General features: G+C 57.7%; 16 protein-coding genes and 1 pseudogene. 10 read left to right on the forward strand and 7 right to left on the reverse strand.

Annotation, left to right across the window (positions count from 1 at the left end; genetic code table 11):
* A pseudogene (locus AC1D2P_RS07350) lies at positions 1–195 on the reverse strand (IS256 family transposase); the annotation flags it as partial.
* A 72-nt stretch (positions 196–267) separates the two neighbouring features.
* On the opposite strand from AC1D2P_RS07350, the gene AC1D2P_RS07355 reads away from it, so the two are divergent.
* The 5 genes from AC1D2P_RS07355 (at position 268) to recX (ending at position 4,121) form a co-directional block, all read left to right on the forward strand.
* Positions 268–1,218 carry a phage late control D family protein gene (locus AC1D2P_RS07355; protein WP_477758339.1) on the forward strand — a complete coding sequence of 317 codons (951 nt, stop codon included), beginning with the start codon at positions 268–270 and terminating at the stop codon, positions 1,216–1,218.
* Between the two features lie 64 nt (positions 1,219–1,282).
* Positions 1,283–1,846, forward strand: coding sequence for a glycoside hydrolase family 19 protein (locus tag AC1D2P_RS07360; protein ID WP_109788212.1), 564 nt, complete (start codon positions 1,283–1,285; stop codon positions 1,844–1,846).
* Between the two features lie 162 nt (positions 1,847–2,008).
* The gene (locus tag AC1D2P_RS07365; protein ID WP_046029637.1) at positions 2,009–2,509 is read left to right on the forward strand and encodes a CinA family protein; all 501 of its coding nucleotides are present in this window, start codon (positions 2,009–2,011) and stop codon (positions 2,507–2,509) included.
* Positions 2,510–2,592: 83 nt separating this feature from the next.
* A complete protein-coding gene (gene recA, locus AC1D2P_RS07370; protein WP_046029245.1) occupies positions 2,593–3,645 on the forward strand; it encodes a recombinase RecA in 1,053 nt (350 codons plus the stop codon).
* Between the two features lie 8 nt (positions 3,646–3,653).
* Positions 3,654–4,121, forward strand: a complete 468-nt coding sequence (recX, locus tag AC1D2P_RS07375; RefSeq protein ID WP_477758340.1) for a recombination regulator RecX — start codon at positions 3,654–3,656, stop codon at positions 4,119–4,121.
* A 44-nt stretch (positions 4,122–4,165) separates the two neighbouring features.
* Here the strand turns inward: recX and AC1D2P_RS07380 are convergent, their stop codons facing one another.
* The gene (locus tag AC1D2P_RS07380) at positions 4,166–5,284 is read right to left on the reverse strand and encodes an LOG family protein (RefSeq protein ID WP_046029248.1); all 1,119 of its coding nucleotides are present in this window, start codon (positions 5,282–5,284) and stop codon (positions 4,166–4,168) included.
* 366 nt (positions 5,285–5,650) lie between these two features.
* Between AC1D2P_RS07380 and AC1D2P_RS07385 the strand changes: the two genes are divergently transcribed.
* Positions 5,651–5,845, forward strand: a complete 195-nt coding sequence (locus AC1D2P_RS07385; protein WP_046029250.1) for a hypothetical protein — start codon at positions 5,651–5,653, stop codon at positions 5,843–5,845.
* On the opposite strand, the gene AC1D2P_RS07390 is transcribed toward AC1D2P_RS07385, so the two are convergent.
* A complete protein-coding gene (locus tag AC1D2P_RS07390; protein WP_077430786.1) occupies positions 5,846–6,271 on the reverse strand; it encodes a PA3611 family quorum-sensing-regulated virulence factor in 426 nt (141 codons plus the stop codon).
* Positions 6,272–6,460: 189 nt separating this feature from the next.
* Between AC1D2P_RS07390 and AC1D2P_RS07395 the strand changes: the two genes are divergently transcribed.
* The 3 genes from AC1D2P_RS07395 to AC1D2P_RS07405 all read left to right on the forward strand — a co-directional run bounded on the left by AC1D2P_RS07395 (position 6,461) and on the right by AC1D2P_RS07405 (position 8,520).
* Positions 6,461–7,219: a tRNA-uridine aminocarboxypropyltransferase gene (locus tag AC1D2P_RS07395; protein ID WP_477811369.1), complete on the forward strand. Its 759-nt coding sequence runs from the start codon at positions 6,461–6,463 to the stop codon at positions 7,217–7,219.
* Positions 7,220–7,431: 212 nt separating this feature from the next.
* A complete protein-coding gene (gene erdR / locus AC1D2P_RS07400; protein ID WP_046029256.1) occupies positions 7,432–8,082 on the forward strand; it encodes a response regulator transcription factor ErdR in 651 nt (216 codons plus the stop codon).
* Positions 8,083–8,157: 75 nt separating this feature from the next.
* On the forward strand, positions 8,158–8,520 hold the full coding sequence (locus tag AC1D2P_RS07405) for a diacylglycerol kinase (protein WP_046029258.1): 363 nt from the start codon (positions 8,158–8,160) through the stop codon (positions 8,518–8,520).
* On the opposite strand, the gene AC1D2P_RS07410 is transcribed toward AC1D2P_RS07405, so the two are convergent.
* On the reverse strand, positions 8,517–9,443 hold the full coding sequence (locus AC1D2P_RS07410; protein ID WP_046029261.1) for a LysR family transcriptional regulator: 927 nt from the start codon (positions 9,441–9,443) through the stop codon (positions 8,517–8,519). The genes AC1D2P_RS07405 and AC1D2P_RS07410 overlap by 4 nt on opposite strands.
* Positions 9,444–9,565: 122 nt before the next feature.
* Here AC1D2P_RS07410 and fpr point away from each other — a divergent pair, with 122 nt between their 5' ends.
* The gene (fpr, locus tag AC1D2P_RS07415; RefSeq protein WP_003443014.1) at positions 9,566–10,345 is read left to right on the forward strand and encodes a ferredoxin-NADP reductase; all 780 of its coding nucleotides are present in this window, start codon (positions 9,566–9,568) and stop codon (positions 10,343–10,345) included.
* Between the two features lie 133 nt (positions 10,346–10,478).
* On the opposite strand, the gene tsaA is transcribed toward fpr, so the two are convergent.
* From tsaA to AC1D2P_RS07430, 3 genes are all read right to left on the reverse strand, one after another.
* On the reverse strand, positions 10,479–11,180 hold the full coding sequence (tsaA, locus tag AC1D2P_RS07420; protein ID WP_109788010.1) for a tRNA (N6-threonylcarbamoyladenosine(37)-N6)-methyltransferase TrmO: 702 nt from the start codon (positions 11,178–11,180) through the stop codon (positions 10,479–10,481).
* A 184-nt stretch (positions 11,181–11,364) separates the two neighbouring features.
* Entirely contained in the window at positions 11,365–12,135 is a 771-nt protein-coding gene (locus tag AC1D2P_RS07425; protein WP_477758341.1) for an SDR family oxidoreductase, read from the reverse strand.
* A 191-nt stretch (positions 12,136–12,326) separates the two neighbouring features.
* Positions 12,327–12,797, reverse strand: coding sequence for a YehS family protein (locus tag AC1D2P_RS07430; RefSeq protein ID WP_008010137.1), 471 nt, complete (start codon positions 12,795–12,797; stop codon positions 12,327–12,329).
* Between the last annotated feature and the right edge of the window lie 30 nt (positions 12,798–12,827).

Genomic DNA, 12,827 nt, shown 5'->3' on the forward strand with positions numbered 1-12,827 from the left:
GCGCTGCGCGCCCGGCGGATAGCCCAGGTGGTGGCCGAGCTCAGCACTCAGGGCTCGCTCGATCAAAGCCTTCTTGAACGCCGCAGAGGCGTCCTCAATGGCTTCCGCTGTCATCGGTCCATCAGTGAATTGCTCGAGCAGCTCTTTCGGGATTTTCGGCAGCTCTCGCAACGCGGGTTTCTTCTTGGTTGGCATACATGCACCTCTTACTCATGTTATGCCCGAACACAAAATTTCTGACACCCCCCCACACTCCTCAATGAGCGGTTGATCCAATGGGAACATATCGATTCCTCCGGCATCGAGTCTGATCAGATCAAACTCCTCATTGATGTCGAGGGGCTTGAGGGGCTGCCCAGTCTTGGGGGGAGGATTGGTTTGCTAGTGGGTTACAAGGAGTCTGGACTAGTCGACAAAGGTGTCTTTGTCATCACTCAGCGCAGCCCTGTTCTGTATCCCCTTCAGGTGTCGCTCATCGCCATGTCCGCGCCGTTCAGTGAAGCGGATGAAACCGGCTTCAAGCAACGCAGATCAGCCAGTTACGGCCCCATCACGCTCGGTGCGTTGTTTCGTGAACTGACGATGAAGCATGGGTTTTCGCCGCGTGTGGCACCCGAGCTTGAGTCCAAAAGGATTGACCACATCGACCAGTCCAACGAGACGGACATGGGTTTTTTGACGCGGGTCGCGAGCATATATGGGGCGATTACGAAACCGGTGAACGGCTTGTACGTATTGGCAAAGGGCGGCCAGTTGAAATCTATTTCCGGCAAGACCCTGACGGAAGTGGTGCTCTCGGTGACAACGGACAACCGTCCAGGTGATCGGTCATTCACCAGCGCTGTTATCAATGAGAAAAGTCAGTCGAAATACAAAGGGTGTATCGCCACCTGGTGGGATGCGACGGCGGGCATCGAGCGTAAGGTCAAATTGGGGCTTTCACCGTTTCGTATCCTTCGCTTGCGTAGTCAGAATCATGATCAGGCCCTGGCCGTTGCAGAGGGTGAGTTACGGCGACTGGAGCGTGCTGCATTCAATTTGAAAATCAATTGTCCGGGGCACCCGGAATTGAGCGCGGAGGGCGTGATTCGGCTGGATGCCAGTTGGCCACGAATCATGCAAGGTCGTTGGGCGGTCACCAAGCTGACAGCAAGCGGTAGTCGGGAAAAAAGCTATCAGTGCGTTGTTGATGCCAATTGTCTGGACCCTACGCAGTAATGTCCGATATCGGAGGAGAGCTGCCTCGCATCAACCGTCACCTGGATATCGAAAGAGGACTTCAATGACGTTTACCATTCAACAGCTTTTGAGCATCATGCCCAACGCCCGCACCCAAGCGGGCGTTTTCATTTCTGCCCTCAATACAGCCATGTCCCGCTTCAACATCAACACCCCCAAACGCATCGCTGCCTTTCTCGCCCAAGTCGGCCATGAGTCCGGGCAATTGCAATACGTGCGTGAACTCGGCAGTGATCAGTATCTGAGCAAATACGACACCGGCACGTTGGCCGCTCGTTTGGGCAACACCCTCGCGCTTGACGGTGACGGTCAAAAATACCGGGGTCGAGGCCTGATTCAGATCACCGGCCGCGACAACTACCGCCAATGCAGTCTCGGACTGTTCGGCGATGATCGTTTGCTGTTCATCCCAGAGCTGCTGGAAAAGCCCCAATGGGCAGCCGAGTCGGCCGCCTGGTTCTGGGAGCAAAACGGCCTTAACGAACTGGCTGACCGCGACCAGTTCAACAGCATCACCCGGCGCATCAATGGCGGATTGAACGGTCTGCAGGATCGCCTGCAACTGTGGGCGCGGGCGAGGGCGGTGTTATGCCAGCCTTCGGTTTGAATCAACCAACACCGACGATCACGCACTGAATGCGTTGCAGGTTTGTCAGGCCTGTATCAGAGCCCTCATCCCCTCACATTTTGATTGATCCTGCGCCTTGCAAGCGCGATATGCTCGTGTACGGTAGTGCTCATTCCGCTTGCGCTCGCTCAGGAGATGACCGTGAAAGAAATTACCCAACTGGCCGCAGAACTGGGCAGGCGCTTGCAGGTGCTCAATGCTCACGTCACGGCTGCCGAGTCCTGTACCGGTGGCGGTATCTCGGAGGCAATCACTCGTATTCCAGGGAGTTCGGCCTGGTTCGAGGCCGGTTATGTCACCTACTCCAACCGGCAGAAAACCCAGCAATTGAATGTGCCGGTCGAGTTGTTTTCGACGGTGGGGGCGGTCAGTCGGGAGGTGGTCGAGGCGATGGTTCGCGGCGCCCAGGAAAAAAGCCGGGCGCATTTTGCCGTGGCGGTCAGCGGCGTGGCCGGACCGGATGGCGGTTCTGCAAGCAAGCCGGTGGGCACGGTCTGGCTGGCCTGGGGCGTCGGTGAGCAGGTGTTCAGCGAGGTCCAGCACTTCCCTGGAAACCGCGATGAGGTCCGCCGACAAACGGTGAAGGCCGCGCTAGAGGGGCTGCTGCGCCATGCCGCCGCAGAAATCTCAAATCAGGGGTAGGCGATCCTGAATCGCTGTGGAATAATACTGGCTACTTATACAGGTGTTGGCCGTCAGGCCTTATTGATTACGTGAGGACTTTAATGGACGACAACAAGAAGAAAGCCTTGGCTGCGGCCCTGGGTCAGATCGAACGTCAATTCGGCAAGGGTGCCGTAATGCGTATGGGCGATCAGGACCGTCAGGCGATCCCATCCATCTCCACTGGCTCTCTGGGTCTGGACATCGCGCTCGGTATTGGCGGTCTGCCAAAAGGTCGTATCGTTGAAATCTACGGTCCTGAATCCTCCGGTAAAACCACACTGACACTGTCCGTGATCGCCCAGGCTCAAAAAGCTGGCGCGACCTGCGCATTCGTCGATGCCGAACACGCCCTCGACCCTGAGTACGCCGGTAAACTGGGCGTCAACGTCGACGACCTGCTGGTTTCCCAGCCGGACACCGGCGAACAGGCCCTGGAAATCACCGACATGCTGGTGCGTTCCAACGCGGTTGACGTGATCATCGTCGACTCCGTGGCGGCACTGGTGCCAAAGGCAGAAATCGAAGGCGAAATGGGCGACATGCACGTCGGCCTGCAAGCCCGTCTGATGTCCCAGGCGCTGCGTAAAATCACCGGTAACATCAAGAACGCCAACTGCCTGGTGATCTTCATCAACCAGATCCGTATGAAGATCGGCGTGATGTTCGGTAGCCCGGAAACCACCACCGGTGGTAACGCGCTGAAGTTCTACGCTTCGGTTCGTCTGGACATCCGTCGTACTGGCGCGGTGAAAGAAGGTGATGAAGTCGTCGGTAGCGAAACCCGCGTCAAGGTCGTGAAGAACAAAGTGGCTTCGCCGTTCCGTCAGGCCGAGTTCCAGATCCTTTACGGCAAAGGCATCTACCTCAATGGCGAGATGATCGACCTGGGTGTTCTGCACGGTTTCGTTGAGAAATCCGGTGCCTGGTATGCCTATGAAGGCACCAAGATCGGTCAGGGCAAGGCCAACTCGGCCAAGTTCCTGGCGGACAATCCGGAAATCGCCGCGAAGCTCGAGAAGCAGCTGCGTGACAAACTGCTGACCCCGGCGCCGGACGTCAAAGCATCGCCAGTCAAAGAGACTGCTGATGACCTGGCTGACGCTGATATCTGATTGATCCGATGACCGCCGTACTCGATACACTCGTCGCGGTGCGGCGAACCGCAATGGACCTGCTCGCACGACGCGAGCACGGTCGAGTCGAGCTGACGCGTAAACTGCGTCAGCGCGGCGCCCTCCCTGAAATGATCGACACAGCACTCGACCGCTTGACGGAAGAGGGCCTGCTGTCTGAATCCCGTTACCTCGAAAGCTTTGTTTCCTACCGTGCCCGTTCGGGCTATGGCCCTTTGCGTATTCGCGAGGAGTTGAGCCAGCGCGGTCTGCAACGAGTCGATATCGAACTGGCGTTACGCGAGAGTGGTATCAACTGGCAGGAGCAACTGGAGGATACCTGGCGGCGTAAATTTTCCGGGCATCTTCCGATAGACGCTCGGGAGCGTGCCAAGCAGGGGCGCTTCCTGAGTTATCGGGGATACTCCATGGAGATGATCGGTCGCTTGCTCAGTGGCCGGGGAATGGATGATTGATAAAAAATGGCCCGCTATTTCGATAGCGGGCCATTTTTTCTGCCTTACGTCACCTTGGAAGGTTTGCGCGTGAGTTGTTGTGTCTGGGGTTTGGGCTGAGCCCGGTTTTCCGGCAGGTTGATGTAATCCACCAGTTCGCGCAGACGGCCATGATCACGCGCGTTGAAATTGAAGGCCAGTCGCGCCAGGTGGCTGAACTGTGCTTCGTCGTGTTCCTCTTCGTTGTAGGCATGCTGATGAAAACGATCGCTCAGGCACAAGTCGGCAAAGGCCTTCTGCATGTGTTCGAGCGCTTGCTCGCTGAGCCTGTGATTCATGCGAATCACGAACTGACGCTTCAGCCAGCGACTGGAATGGAAGTTGCTGTAGAACTGGTTGATCTGTTCCACCGCCTCTTCGGCGCTGTAGACCAGGCTCACGAGCTTCATGTCGGTCGGCAGGATGTAGCGGTTTTCCTCCAATTGATGGTGAATGAAGTCCAGCGCGCCTTGCCAGAACTTGCCGCCCGGCGCATCCAGCAGTACCACCGGCACCAAAGGGCTTTTACCGGTTTGAATCAATGTCAGTACTTCCAGCGCCTCATCCAGGGTGCCGAAACCACCTGGGCACAGGACTAGCGCATCGGCTTCTTTGACGAAGAACAGCTTGCGGGTAAAAAAGAAGTGGAAGGGCAGCAGATTGGCAGTGCCTTGCACGGTGGGATTGGCATGCTGTTCGAAGGGCAGGGTGATGTTGAATCCCAGGCTGTGCTCCCTGCCGGCCCCTTCGTGAGCGGCCGCCATGATGCCGCCGCCAGCACCCGTGATCACCATCAGGTCGGAGCGCGCCAGCGCCGCCCCCAATTCTCGGGCCAAACCATACAGCGGGTGTTCGATCGGTGTTCGGGCGGAGCCAAACACGGTGACTTTACGCCGCCCCCGGAACTGCTCGAGAACACGAAAGGCGTGCTCCAGTTCGCGCAGGGCTTGAAGGGTGATCTTGGCATTCCAGCGGTTGTGATCTTCCTGGGCCATGCGCAGCACGGTCAGGATCATGTCGCGGTAAATGGGGAGGTTGGGACTGTTGGGTGAAACCAGGTTGAGCTGTTCTTCGACCTTGCTGGTGAGGTCGTGGCCGCTTTCTTCAAAATGACGGCTTAGCAGATCATTCGGTTGGTAAGGCATCAATTTCTCCTTCCATACAGGCTCTGTTTTTCCCTTGGATGAAGGAAACATTCGCACATCAAGACGCGTCGCGGGCGGCCCCTTTCCAGCCCGGAAAAGTGAATGGGAACACTATGAATCTAGACCCTTGCAGAGATTTACGCTGCCTTGATCATTGCGCCGCAAAGTCTTTCCTGGCAATCGCTTATTGACGGTTTGCAAGGTGATTTCACCGCTCGTCTGAACACGAGCCGAGTCTCTGGCGCTCTGATTTACTAAGTTACAGGCGTAACACGACAACTTTGCGTCAAAGGCAGGGCGCGCGGTTCAAGAGATTGAAGGATTTGTTTCGCTCAAGCAGGGCGAGGAGCAGGGAGGCGGGATGTTATGGCCAGAGTCATTCTGGAAATCGATGCGCAACTGTATCGATTACTGAAATCATCTGCCGAGACCCATCATGTGAGTCTCGAAGAGGAGTGCTGTCGGCGCTTAGAGGGAGCCGAACGGCGCTCACGTTACTTGCAGGCGTTATTGGCTGAACTGCGCGCCGAGGATGAACAGCGGCGCGCAAATGCTCGTTGATTACTTTTTCTTCACCGGTGTGGCTTTCGGGCAATCCGATTCCTGGAAGCTTGCGGAGCCGATCGGGCGATTGGACTTCACCTCGGCAAAGTCATAACGCATGATCGCGCCCTTTGCCATCAGCTTGCGGAACCCCGGGTTTCTGCAGACGGACGCGCCAAGCTGGAAGTAAACCGCTTTCGGGTCAGACCGCATCTTTTCGGCGTGGCTGCTCTGCACACTCAGGTGGTTGATCAGTACATTGCCTTCGACAGTGTAGCCCTGATCGAGAATGTCCTCGTTGATCGCCCGTGGCGTGCCGACGCTGCTTTGTGCCGCGACATTTTGCAGCTCTTTGTTGAGGTTCTGCTCTTTCAAGGACGCCGCCTGAGCACTGAAGGACGACGCCAGCAAAATGGCAACGGTGGGAACGATAAGGCGCAGCATGAAACTCTCCTGGTTCAGTGACTGGTGCTTCGACCCGCCACATGACTGTGCGTTCAGTGGCGGCGAATTATAGGGGACGAGCTCCAGACGGTACAGGCTTGCACCGACTGCTCTGGTAAACTGGCGCCACTTTTTGCCCTGCCGAGTGTTTTTCGTGTCGATTTACCTCCCTTGCCGGCGTTGCCTGCGATGAACCCCGCAATTTCTCACTTTGCTGCCAACGCTGTGGCCCGCTTGCGCGATATGCGAGAGGAAGAGGGTATCAAGCCGATTCAGGCCCGAGGCTGGCGGGCAGCGCGTTGCCGTGCCTGCCGCGTGATCGAGAGCCACTGCCTGTGCGCCTGGCGCCCGCAGGTCGAGGCGCGTTCTGGTGTGTGCCTGATCATGACCAACAAGGAAGTGTTCAAACCAAGCAACACGGGTTGGCTGATTGCCGATGTAGTGCGCGACAACCATGCGTTTATCTGGTCGCGCACGGAGGTCGATGAACAACTGTTGGCGTTGCTGGCCGACCCGCAATGGCAGCCGTATCTGGTGTTTCCGGGTGAGTACGTCGAGCCCGAGCGTGTCACCAACAGCGTCGACACGGATAGCTCGAAACGTCCGCTGTTCATTTTGCTGGATGCCACCTGGACAGAGGCCCGGAAGATTTTCCGCAAAAGCCCCTATTTTGACCGGCTTCCGATCTTGAGCCTGCTGCCCGAGAAACTGTCACGGTATCGGTTGCGCRGGTCGACCCGCAGCGAGCATTTGTGCACCGCCGAAGTGGCGGCACTGTGTCTGGATCTGGCCGGTGACACTGACGCTGCATCGGCGCTGGACGCTTATTTCGACGTGTTCAGCCAGCATTACCTGGACGCAAAGCATCAGTTGGACATGAATGTGGCAACGCCGGCTCACGCCGACCTGATGCCGTTCGTGCAAAACACGGCCCCGGTCATCTGCTGATTGTCACCCATACTGCAAAGAACTGTACCGGCCAAGCACCTTGACCACCCCGGCTTCGCTGGGCATGCTTGGCGCCGATTAGGGCGCGGCCAGGTTTGATACGCCGAATTCTTGCGTTAGTTAATAGCTACGTGATTGGCGTTGAACGTGCCCTGTTAGTGCAGCTTCGTGGCTGTGCCTTGAGTTGTTTGAAAAACAGGATCATTTGAAAAATGGCCACATACGAAATCCTGATTGCCGATGATCACCCACTGTTTCGCAGTGCGCTGCATCAGGCCGTGACGCTGGGCCTGGGCCCGGATGTTCGGCTGGTGGAAGTGGCGAGCATTGCCGAGCTGGAAGCCCGCCTGGATGAAAAGTCCGACTGGGATCTGGTGCTGCTGGACCTGAACATGCCCGGCGCCTACGGTTTTTCCGGGCTCGTGCTGTTGCGCGGTCAGTACCCGCAAATTCCGGTGGTGATGGTTTCCGCGCAGGAAGAAGCGTCAATCATGGTCAAGTCCCGTGAGTTCGGCGCCAGTGGGTTCATTCCAAAATCCAGCGACCTGAGTGTCATCCAGAAGGCTGTCCGTGCGGTGCTGGACGGCGACGTATTCTGGCCACCTCAAGCCTTTGAAGCGGTCAGTGTTTCCGATGAGGCCAAAGCGGCCAGCGAAGGCCTTGCGAGCCTGACGCCCCAGCAATTCCGGGTGTTGACCATGGTTTGCGAGGGCTTGCTGAATAAACAGATTGCGTACGAGCTGAGCGTCTCCGAGGCGACGATCAAAGCCCATGTCACGGCGATTTTCCGCAAGCTGAATGTGCGGACCCGCACTCAGGCGGCGTTGCTCTTGCAACAACTTGAGTCAATTTCCAGCCACTAAACTATTACATGTTCACGCTTTTTTGACTTTGCTTGATCTAGCGTTCCCATTCCTACCTGGTCAGTTGCCCATTCTATGTCACCTTTCAAAGGCCAAACCGGCCTCAAACGCATCCTCAATGCCTCCGGTTACTCGCTGGATGGCCTGCGCGCCGCCTTCACCGGTGAAGCGGCCTTTCGGCAACTGGTGTTGCTCAACGTTATCCTGATACCGATTTCGTTCTTCTTGAACGTCAGCCGCGTCGAACAGGCGCTGCTGATCGCCGTCTGCCTGTTGGCGCTGATCGTCGAACTGCTGAACTCGGCGGTGGAAGCCGCCATCGATCGCATTTCCCTCGAACTGCACCCGCTGTCCAAAAACGCCAAGGACATGGGCAGCGCAGCTCAATTCGTGGCGTTGAGCATGATCGCGCTGGTCTGGGCAGTCATCCTGCTTTAAGCGATGTTTGGCAGAACGATCTCGTCGCTGCGCTGAACCCCCTCGGTGAACGCGCGGCACAGCTCGAGGAATTCGCGCATCGCCGACGTCTGATATTTCTGTTTGTGCCAGATGAAATAAAACTGCCGCGCCAGGTCCAGGTCCGGTGTCTCCACGGGCACCAGGCTGCCACGACGGAACGCATCGCGCAGTGCCAGGCGCGAAATGCAACCGATCCCCAATCCCGACTCCACGGCGCGCTTGATCGCTTCGGTGTGTTCCAGTTCGAGCCGGATATTCAGCGCACTGCGATGGTGACGCATGGCCTGGTCAAAGGTCAGCCGTGTGCCAGAGCCTTGTTCTCGCAGAATCCAGGCCTCGTGGGTCAGTTCTTCCATGGTCGCGGTGCCGCGTTTGGCCAGTGGATGCTGAGGCGCGCAAAACACCACCAGTTCATCCTCGACCCAACTCTGCACTTCGATGTCGGGATGACTGCAATCGCCTTCGATTAGACCCAGATCAATTTCATAGTGGGCAACTTGTTGCACGATATTGGCAGTGTTTTGCACGTGCAGCTTCACCTGGCTTTCCGGGTGGCGCTGCATGAAGCTGCCGATCAGCAGGGTGGCCAGGTAATTGCCGATGGTCAGGGTCGCGCCGACCGCCAGGGAGCCGAACCCGGACTTGCCGTTGAGCAGGTCTTCAATTTCCTTGGACTGATCGAGCAATGCCACGGCCTGTGGCAGCAACTGTTTGCCGAGGGCGTTGAGGCTCAAGCGTTTGCCAGCGCGGTCAAACAACTGGCAGCTGGACTGGCGCTCCAGTTCGGTGATCGAGGTGCTCGCCGCCGATTGTGAGAGGTTGAGCAAGCCCGCAGCACGGGATACGCTTTCCTGCTGGGCGACGGCGACGAAAACTTGAAGTTGACGGAGAGTAAATCGCATATCGATATAACCGATAACCCTTATCTTAATAATCCATTTAACAGATATTGTCTCTGCCTTTAGAATGCGATGCAATTGCGCATATCACTGGCGCAGGCAAAATCTCCAGGAGTCCCACGTACATGAGCAACATGAACCACGAGCGTGTCCTCAGTGTTCATCACTGGAACGACACTCTGTTCAGCTTCAAGTGCACCCGCGATCCGGGCCTGCGCTTCGAGAACGGTCAGTTCGTGATGATCGGCCTGCAACAGCCCAACGGCCGCCCGCTTATGCGCGCTTACTCGATTGCCAGCCCGAACTGGGAAGAGCATCTCGAGTTCTTCAGCATCAAGGTGCCTGATGGCCCGCTGACTTCCCAGTTGCAGCATCTGAAGGAAGGCGACGAGATCATCATCAGCAAGAAGCCTACCGGTACCTTGGTGCTGGATGACTTGAAGCCTGGCAAACATTTGTACCTGCTCAGCACCGGTACCGGTCTGGCGCCCTTCATGAGCGTCATCCAGGACCCGGAAACCTACGAGCGTTTCGAAAAAGTGATCCTGTGCCACGGCGTGCGTTACGTCAACGAAGTCGCTTACCGCGAGTTCATCACCGAGCACTTGCCGCAGAACGAGTTCTTCGGTGAGGCGCTGCGTGACAAGTTGATCTACTACCCGACCGTGACCCGCGAGCCGTTCGAGAACGAAGGCCGCCTGACCGACCTGATGCGCAGCGGCAAGCTGTTCAGCGACATCGGCCTGCCACCGATCAACCCGCAGGACGACCGCGCCATGCTGTGCGGTAGCCCGAGCATGCTCGACGAGACCAGCGAAGTGTTGAACAGCTTCGGCCTGAAAGTTTCGCCGCGGATGCGCGAGCCGGGTGACTACCTGATCGAGCGTGCATTCGTCGAGAAGTAAGCAAACGCATCACTAAAAAGCCCCATTGTCCTTGCAGGCAGTGGGGCTTTGTTATGCCCGACGCAATCCCTGTAGGAGCACGGCTTGCCGGCGATGGCGTCCTTGAGTTCGCCATCGCGAGCAAGCTTTGCTCCTACAAGTCAGGTACAGGGATGACTTCGAGAACGCGGATAACCCCGGCTTCGGGGTAATGCCAGCGCACATCCAGGTCCCAGAACTGTGCGCCGTATTCCCGTTCGGGCGTCGGCGTCTGGTAGGCCGGCCGTGGATCTTGGGCCAGGCACTGTTCGATCAGCGCCACCAGGGGCTCTTCAAGGCGCTGAGCATGCGCGTGAGCCTGATGCAGCGCTGCATCCGTCCACTGCACGGGGATCAATTGCGGCGCGGCGCTGGCGATGCTGTTGGAGGCGCTGTCGATGATGTCGGCGTAAGGCACGTAGGGTTTGATGTCGAGAATCGGCGTGCCGTCCAACAGATCGATACCGGATATCCACAGGCGATTGGCTTCGACCTTGTCCAGCTTCACTACGGATTGACCAATGCCATTGGGCCGATGCGTGGCGCGGGTGGCGAACACGCCCATGGATTTGTTGCCGCCCAGACGCGGCGGGCGGACTTTCAGGCGTGGCTTTTCTTCCAGCGCCTGATGGAACACAAACAGCAGCCAAACGTGACTGACCTGTTCCAGGCCCTGCACCGCATCCCCCTGATCAAACGGCGCGACCAGCTCCAGAACACCGCGAGCGGCTGGGGCCAGTTGCGGTTGGCGCGGGATAGCGAACTTCTCCTTGAAGCAGGAGCGCACGAAGCCGATGGGGGAAACGCTGTAGGTCATGGTCTGGGTCGAGGCGGGGTGAGGGTGGGCATGATAACCCGAGCGGCCACGGGATCGTTGGTGCCTGTCAGTCCGCCATCGCGGGCAAGCCACGCTCCCACAGGGTTCTCGGGCGTATACACATTTTGTGTACGGCATAAAACCTGTGGGAGCGTGGCTTGCCCGCGATAGCCGCACTGCCGATCTAGAGGCTAAACCCACCATCCAACGGAATGATATTCCCCGTCATGTACGCCCCCGCCGTGCTCGCCAGGCTGATCGCCAGCGCCGCCATCTCTTCCTCCCGGCCCCAACGCTTCATCGGAATCATCGCGGTATCCTGCGCCAGCGCCTGTTCATCGCTGCCAATATGCTGCGTCATCTTGCTCGGAAAGCGCCCCGGCGCAATCACGTTGACGTTGATGTGCTGGCTCACCAGTTCCCGGGCCAGAATCCGCGACAGTTGGTGTAGGGCAGCCTTGCTCGGGCCGTAGGCATAAGCTTGTTCACCAAAGGAAGAAATCGCGGCCACCGAGCCGATGTTGATAATCCGTGCCGGATTGGCGGCGGAGCCTGCCTTGCGTAACAGTGGCAAGAACTGCTGAATGCAGTTGAACACCGAGGTTACGTTGAGTTGCATGACCTTTTCCCAGCCTTTGACGGGGTAGCTTTCCAGTGGTGCGCCCCAGGTCGTCCCAGCGTTGTTCACCAGGATGTCCAGATGGGTGATCTGTTCACCCAGTCGCGTGGCCAACTGAAGCACGCCTTCTTCGGTGGCCAGGTTGGCCGCAATCGCGTGGCAACGACCGAGCACACTCAATTCATCCGCCGTTTGCTGGCAGGCTTCGGCGTCCCGGGCGCAGACATACACCGTCGCCCCAGCCTCGACGTAAGCCTTGGCGATCATTTTGCCGATACCACGGGTGCCGCCGGTTACAAGGGCGGTGCGACCTTGAAGGGAAAAGTACGGGTGCATGGCAAATCCTGAGCGCTTAAGGGTGACTACACCCTAGTCGTCAGCCGCGTTAAGCGGAGCCACTATTTTTGCCGGGAATGAGGATCTATACAGCGTGGCCTGCAACGGCCTCTGTAGGAGCACAGCTTGCTGGCGATGGCGTTTTGAAGATCGCCATCGCCAGCGAGCTGTGCTCCTACAGGGATGGGCGCTTACTGCGGGCGAACGCGCAGGGTCAGGCCCTTGAGGAAGTTGCGCAGCAACTGGTCGCCACAGGTGCGGTAGTTGGTGTGGCCGAACTTGCGGAACAACGCGCTCAACTCCGGCTTGGACACCGGAAACTCGGCGGCCTTCAGGATCGCGTGCATGTCGTCTTCTTTCAGTTCGAACGCCACGCGCAGTTTCTTGAGGATGATGTTGTTGGTCACCGGCACTTCGATTGGCTGCGGTGGACGGCTTTCGTCCTTGCCGCGCTTGAAGATCACCAGGCCATCAAGGAAGTGCGCCATGACTTCATCCGGGCAACGCACGAAGCCTTCCTCGTCTTCCTCTTTTTTGTCGAGGTAAGTCAACAGGTCTTCCATGGACACGTCCATGCCGCCGAGTTTGATGATCTCGATGACTTTCTTGTCGCTGATGTCCAGCATGTAGCGAACGCTGCGCAGTACGTCGTTATGAATCATGGTGTGCAATCCTGATATTCGGCAGTGGGT

Source organism: Pseudomonas sp. P1_F1_2 (assembly GCF_056405815.1).

Excerpts from the sequence above, each read along its gene's own strand:
- AC1D2P_RS07360 (WP_109788212.1), top strand. The coding sequence starts at position 1,283 with ATGACGTTTACCATTCAACAGCTTTTGAGCATCATGCCCAACGCCCGC.
- recA (WP_046029245.1), top strand. The coding sequence starts at position 2,593 with ATGGACGACAACAAGAAGAAAGCCTTGGCTGCGGCCCTGGGTCAGATC.
- recX (WP_477758340.1), top strand. The coding sequence starts at position 3,654 with ATGACCGCCGTACTCGATACACTCGTCGCGGTGCGGCGAACCGCAATG.
- AC1D2P_RS07380 (WP_046029248.1), bottom strand. The coding sequence starts at position 5,284 with ATGCCTTACCAACCGAATGATCTGCTAAGCCGTCATTTTGAAGAAAGC.
- AC1D2P_RS07385 (WP_046029250.1), top strand. The coding sequence starts at position 5,651 with ATGGCCAGAGTCATTCTGGAAATCGATGCGCAACTGTATCGATTACTG.
- AC1D2P_RS07390 (WP_077430786.1), bottom strand. The coding sequence starts at position 6,271 with ATGCTGCGCCTTATCGTTCCCACCGTTGCCATTTTGCTGGCGTCGTCC.
- erdR (WP_046029256.1), top strand. The coding sequence starts at position 7,432 with ATGGCCACATACGAAATCCTGATTGCCGATGATCACCCACTGTTTCGC.
- AC1D2P_RS07405 (WP_046029258.1), top strand. The coding sequence starts at position 8,158 with ATGTCACCTTTCAAAGGCCAAACCGGCCTCAAACGCATCCTCAATGCC.
- AC1D2P_RS07410 (WP_046029261.1), bottom strand. The coding sequence starts at position 9,443 with ATGCGATTTACTCTCCGTCAACTTCAAGTTTTCGTCGCCGTCGCCCAG.
- fpr (WP_003443014.1), top strand. The coding sequence starts at position 9,566 with ATGAGCAACATGAACCACGAGCGTGTCCTCAGTGTTCATCACTGGAAC.
- tsaA (WP_109788010.1), bottom strand. The coding sequence starts at position 11,180 with ATGACCTACAGCGTTTCCCCCATCGGCTTCGTGCGCTCCTGCTTCAAG.
- AC1D2P_RS07425 (WP_477758341.1), bottom strand. The coding sequence starts at position 12,135 with ATGCACCCGTACTTTTCCCTTCAAGGTCGCACCGCCCTTGTAACCGGC.
- AC1D2P_RS07430 (WP_008010137.1), bottom strand. The coding sequence starts at position 12,797 with ATGATTCATAACGACGTACTGCGCAGCGTTCGCTACATGCTGGACATC.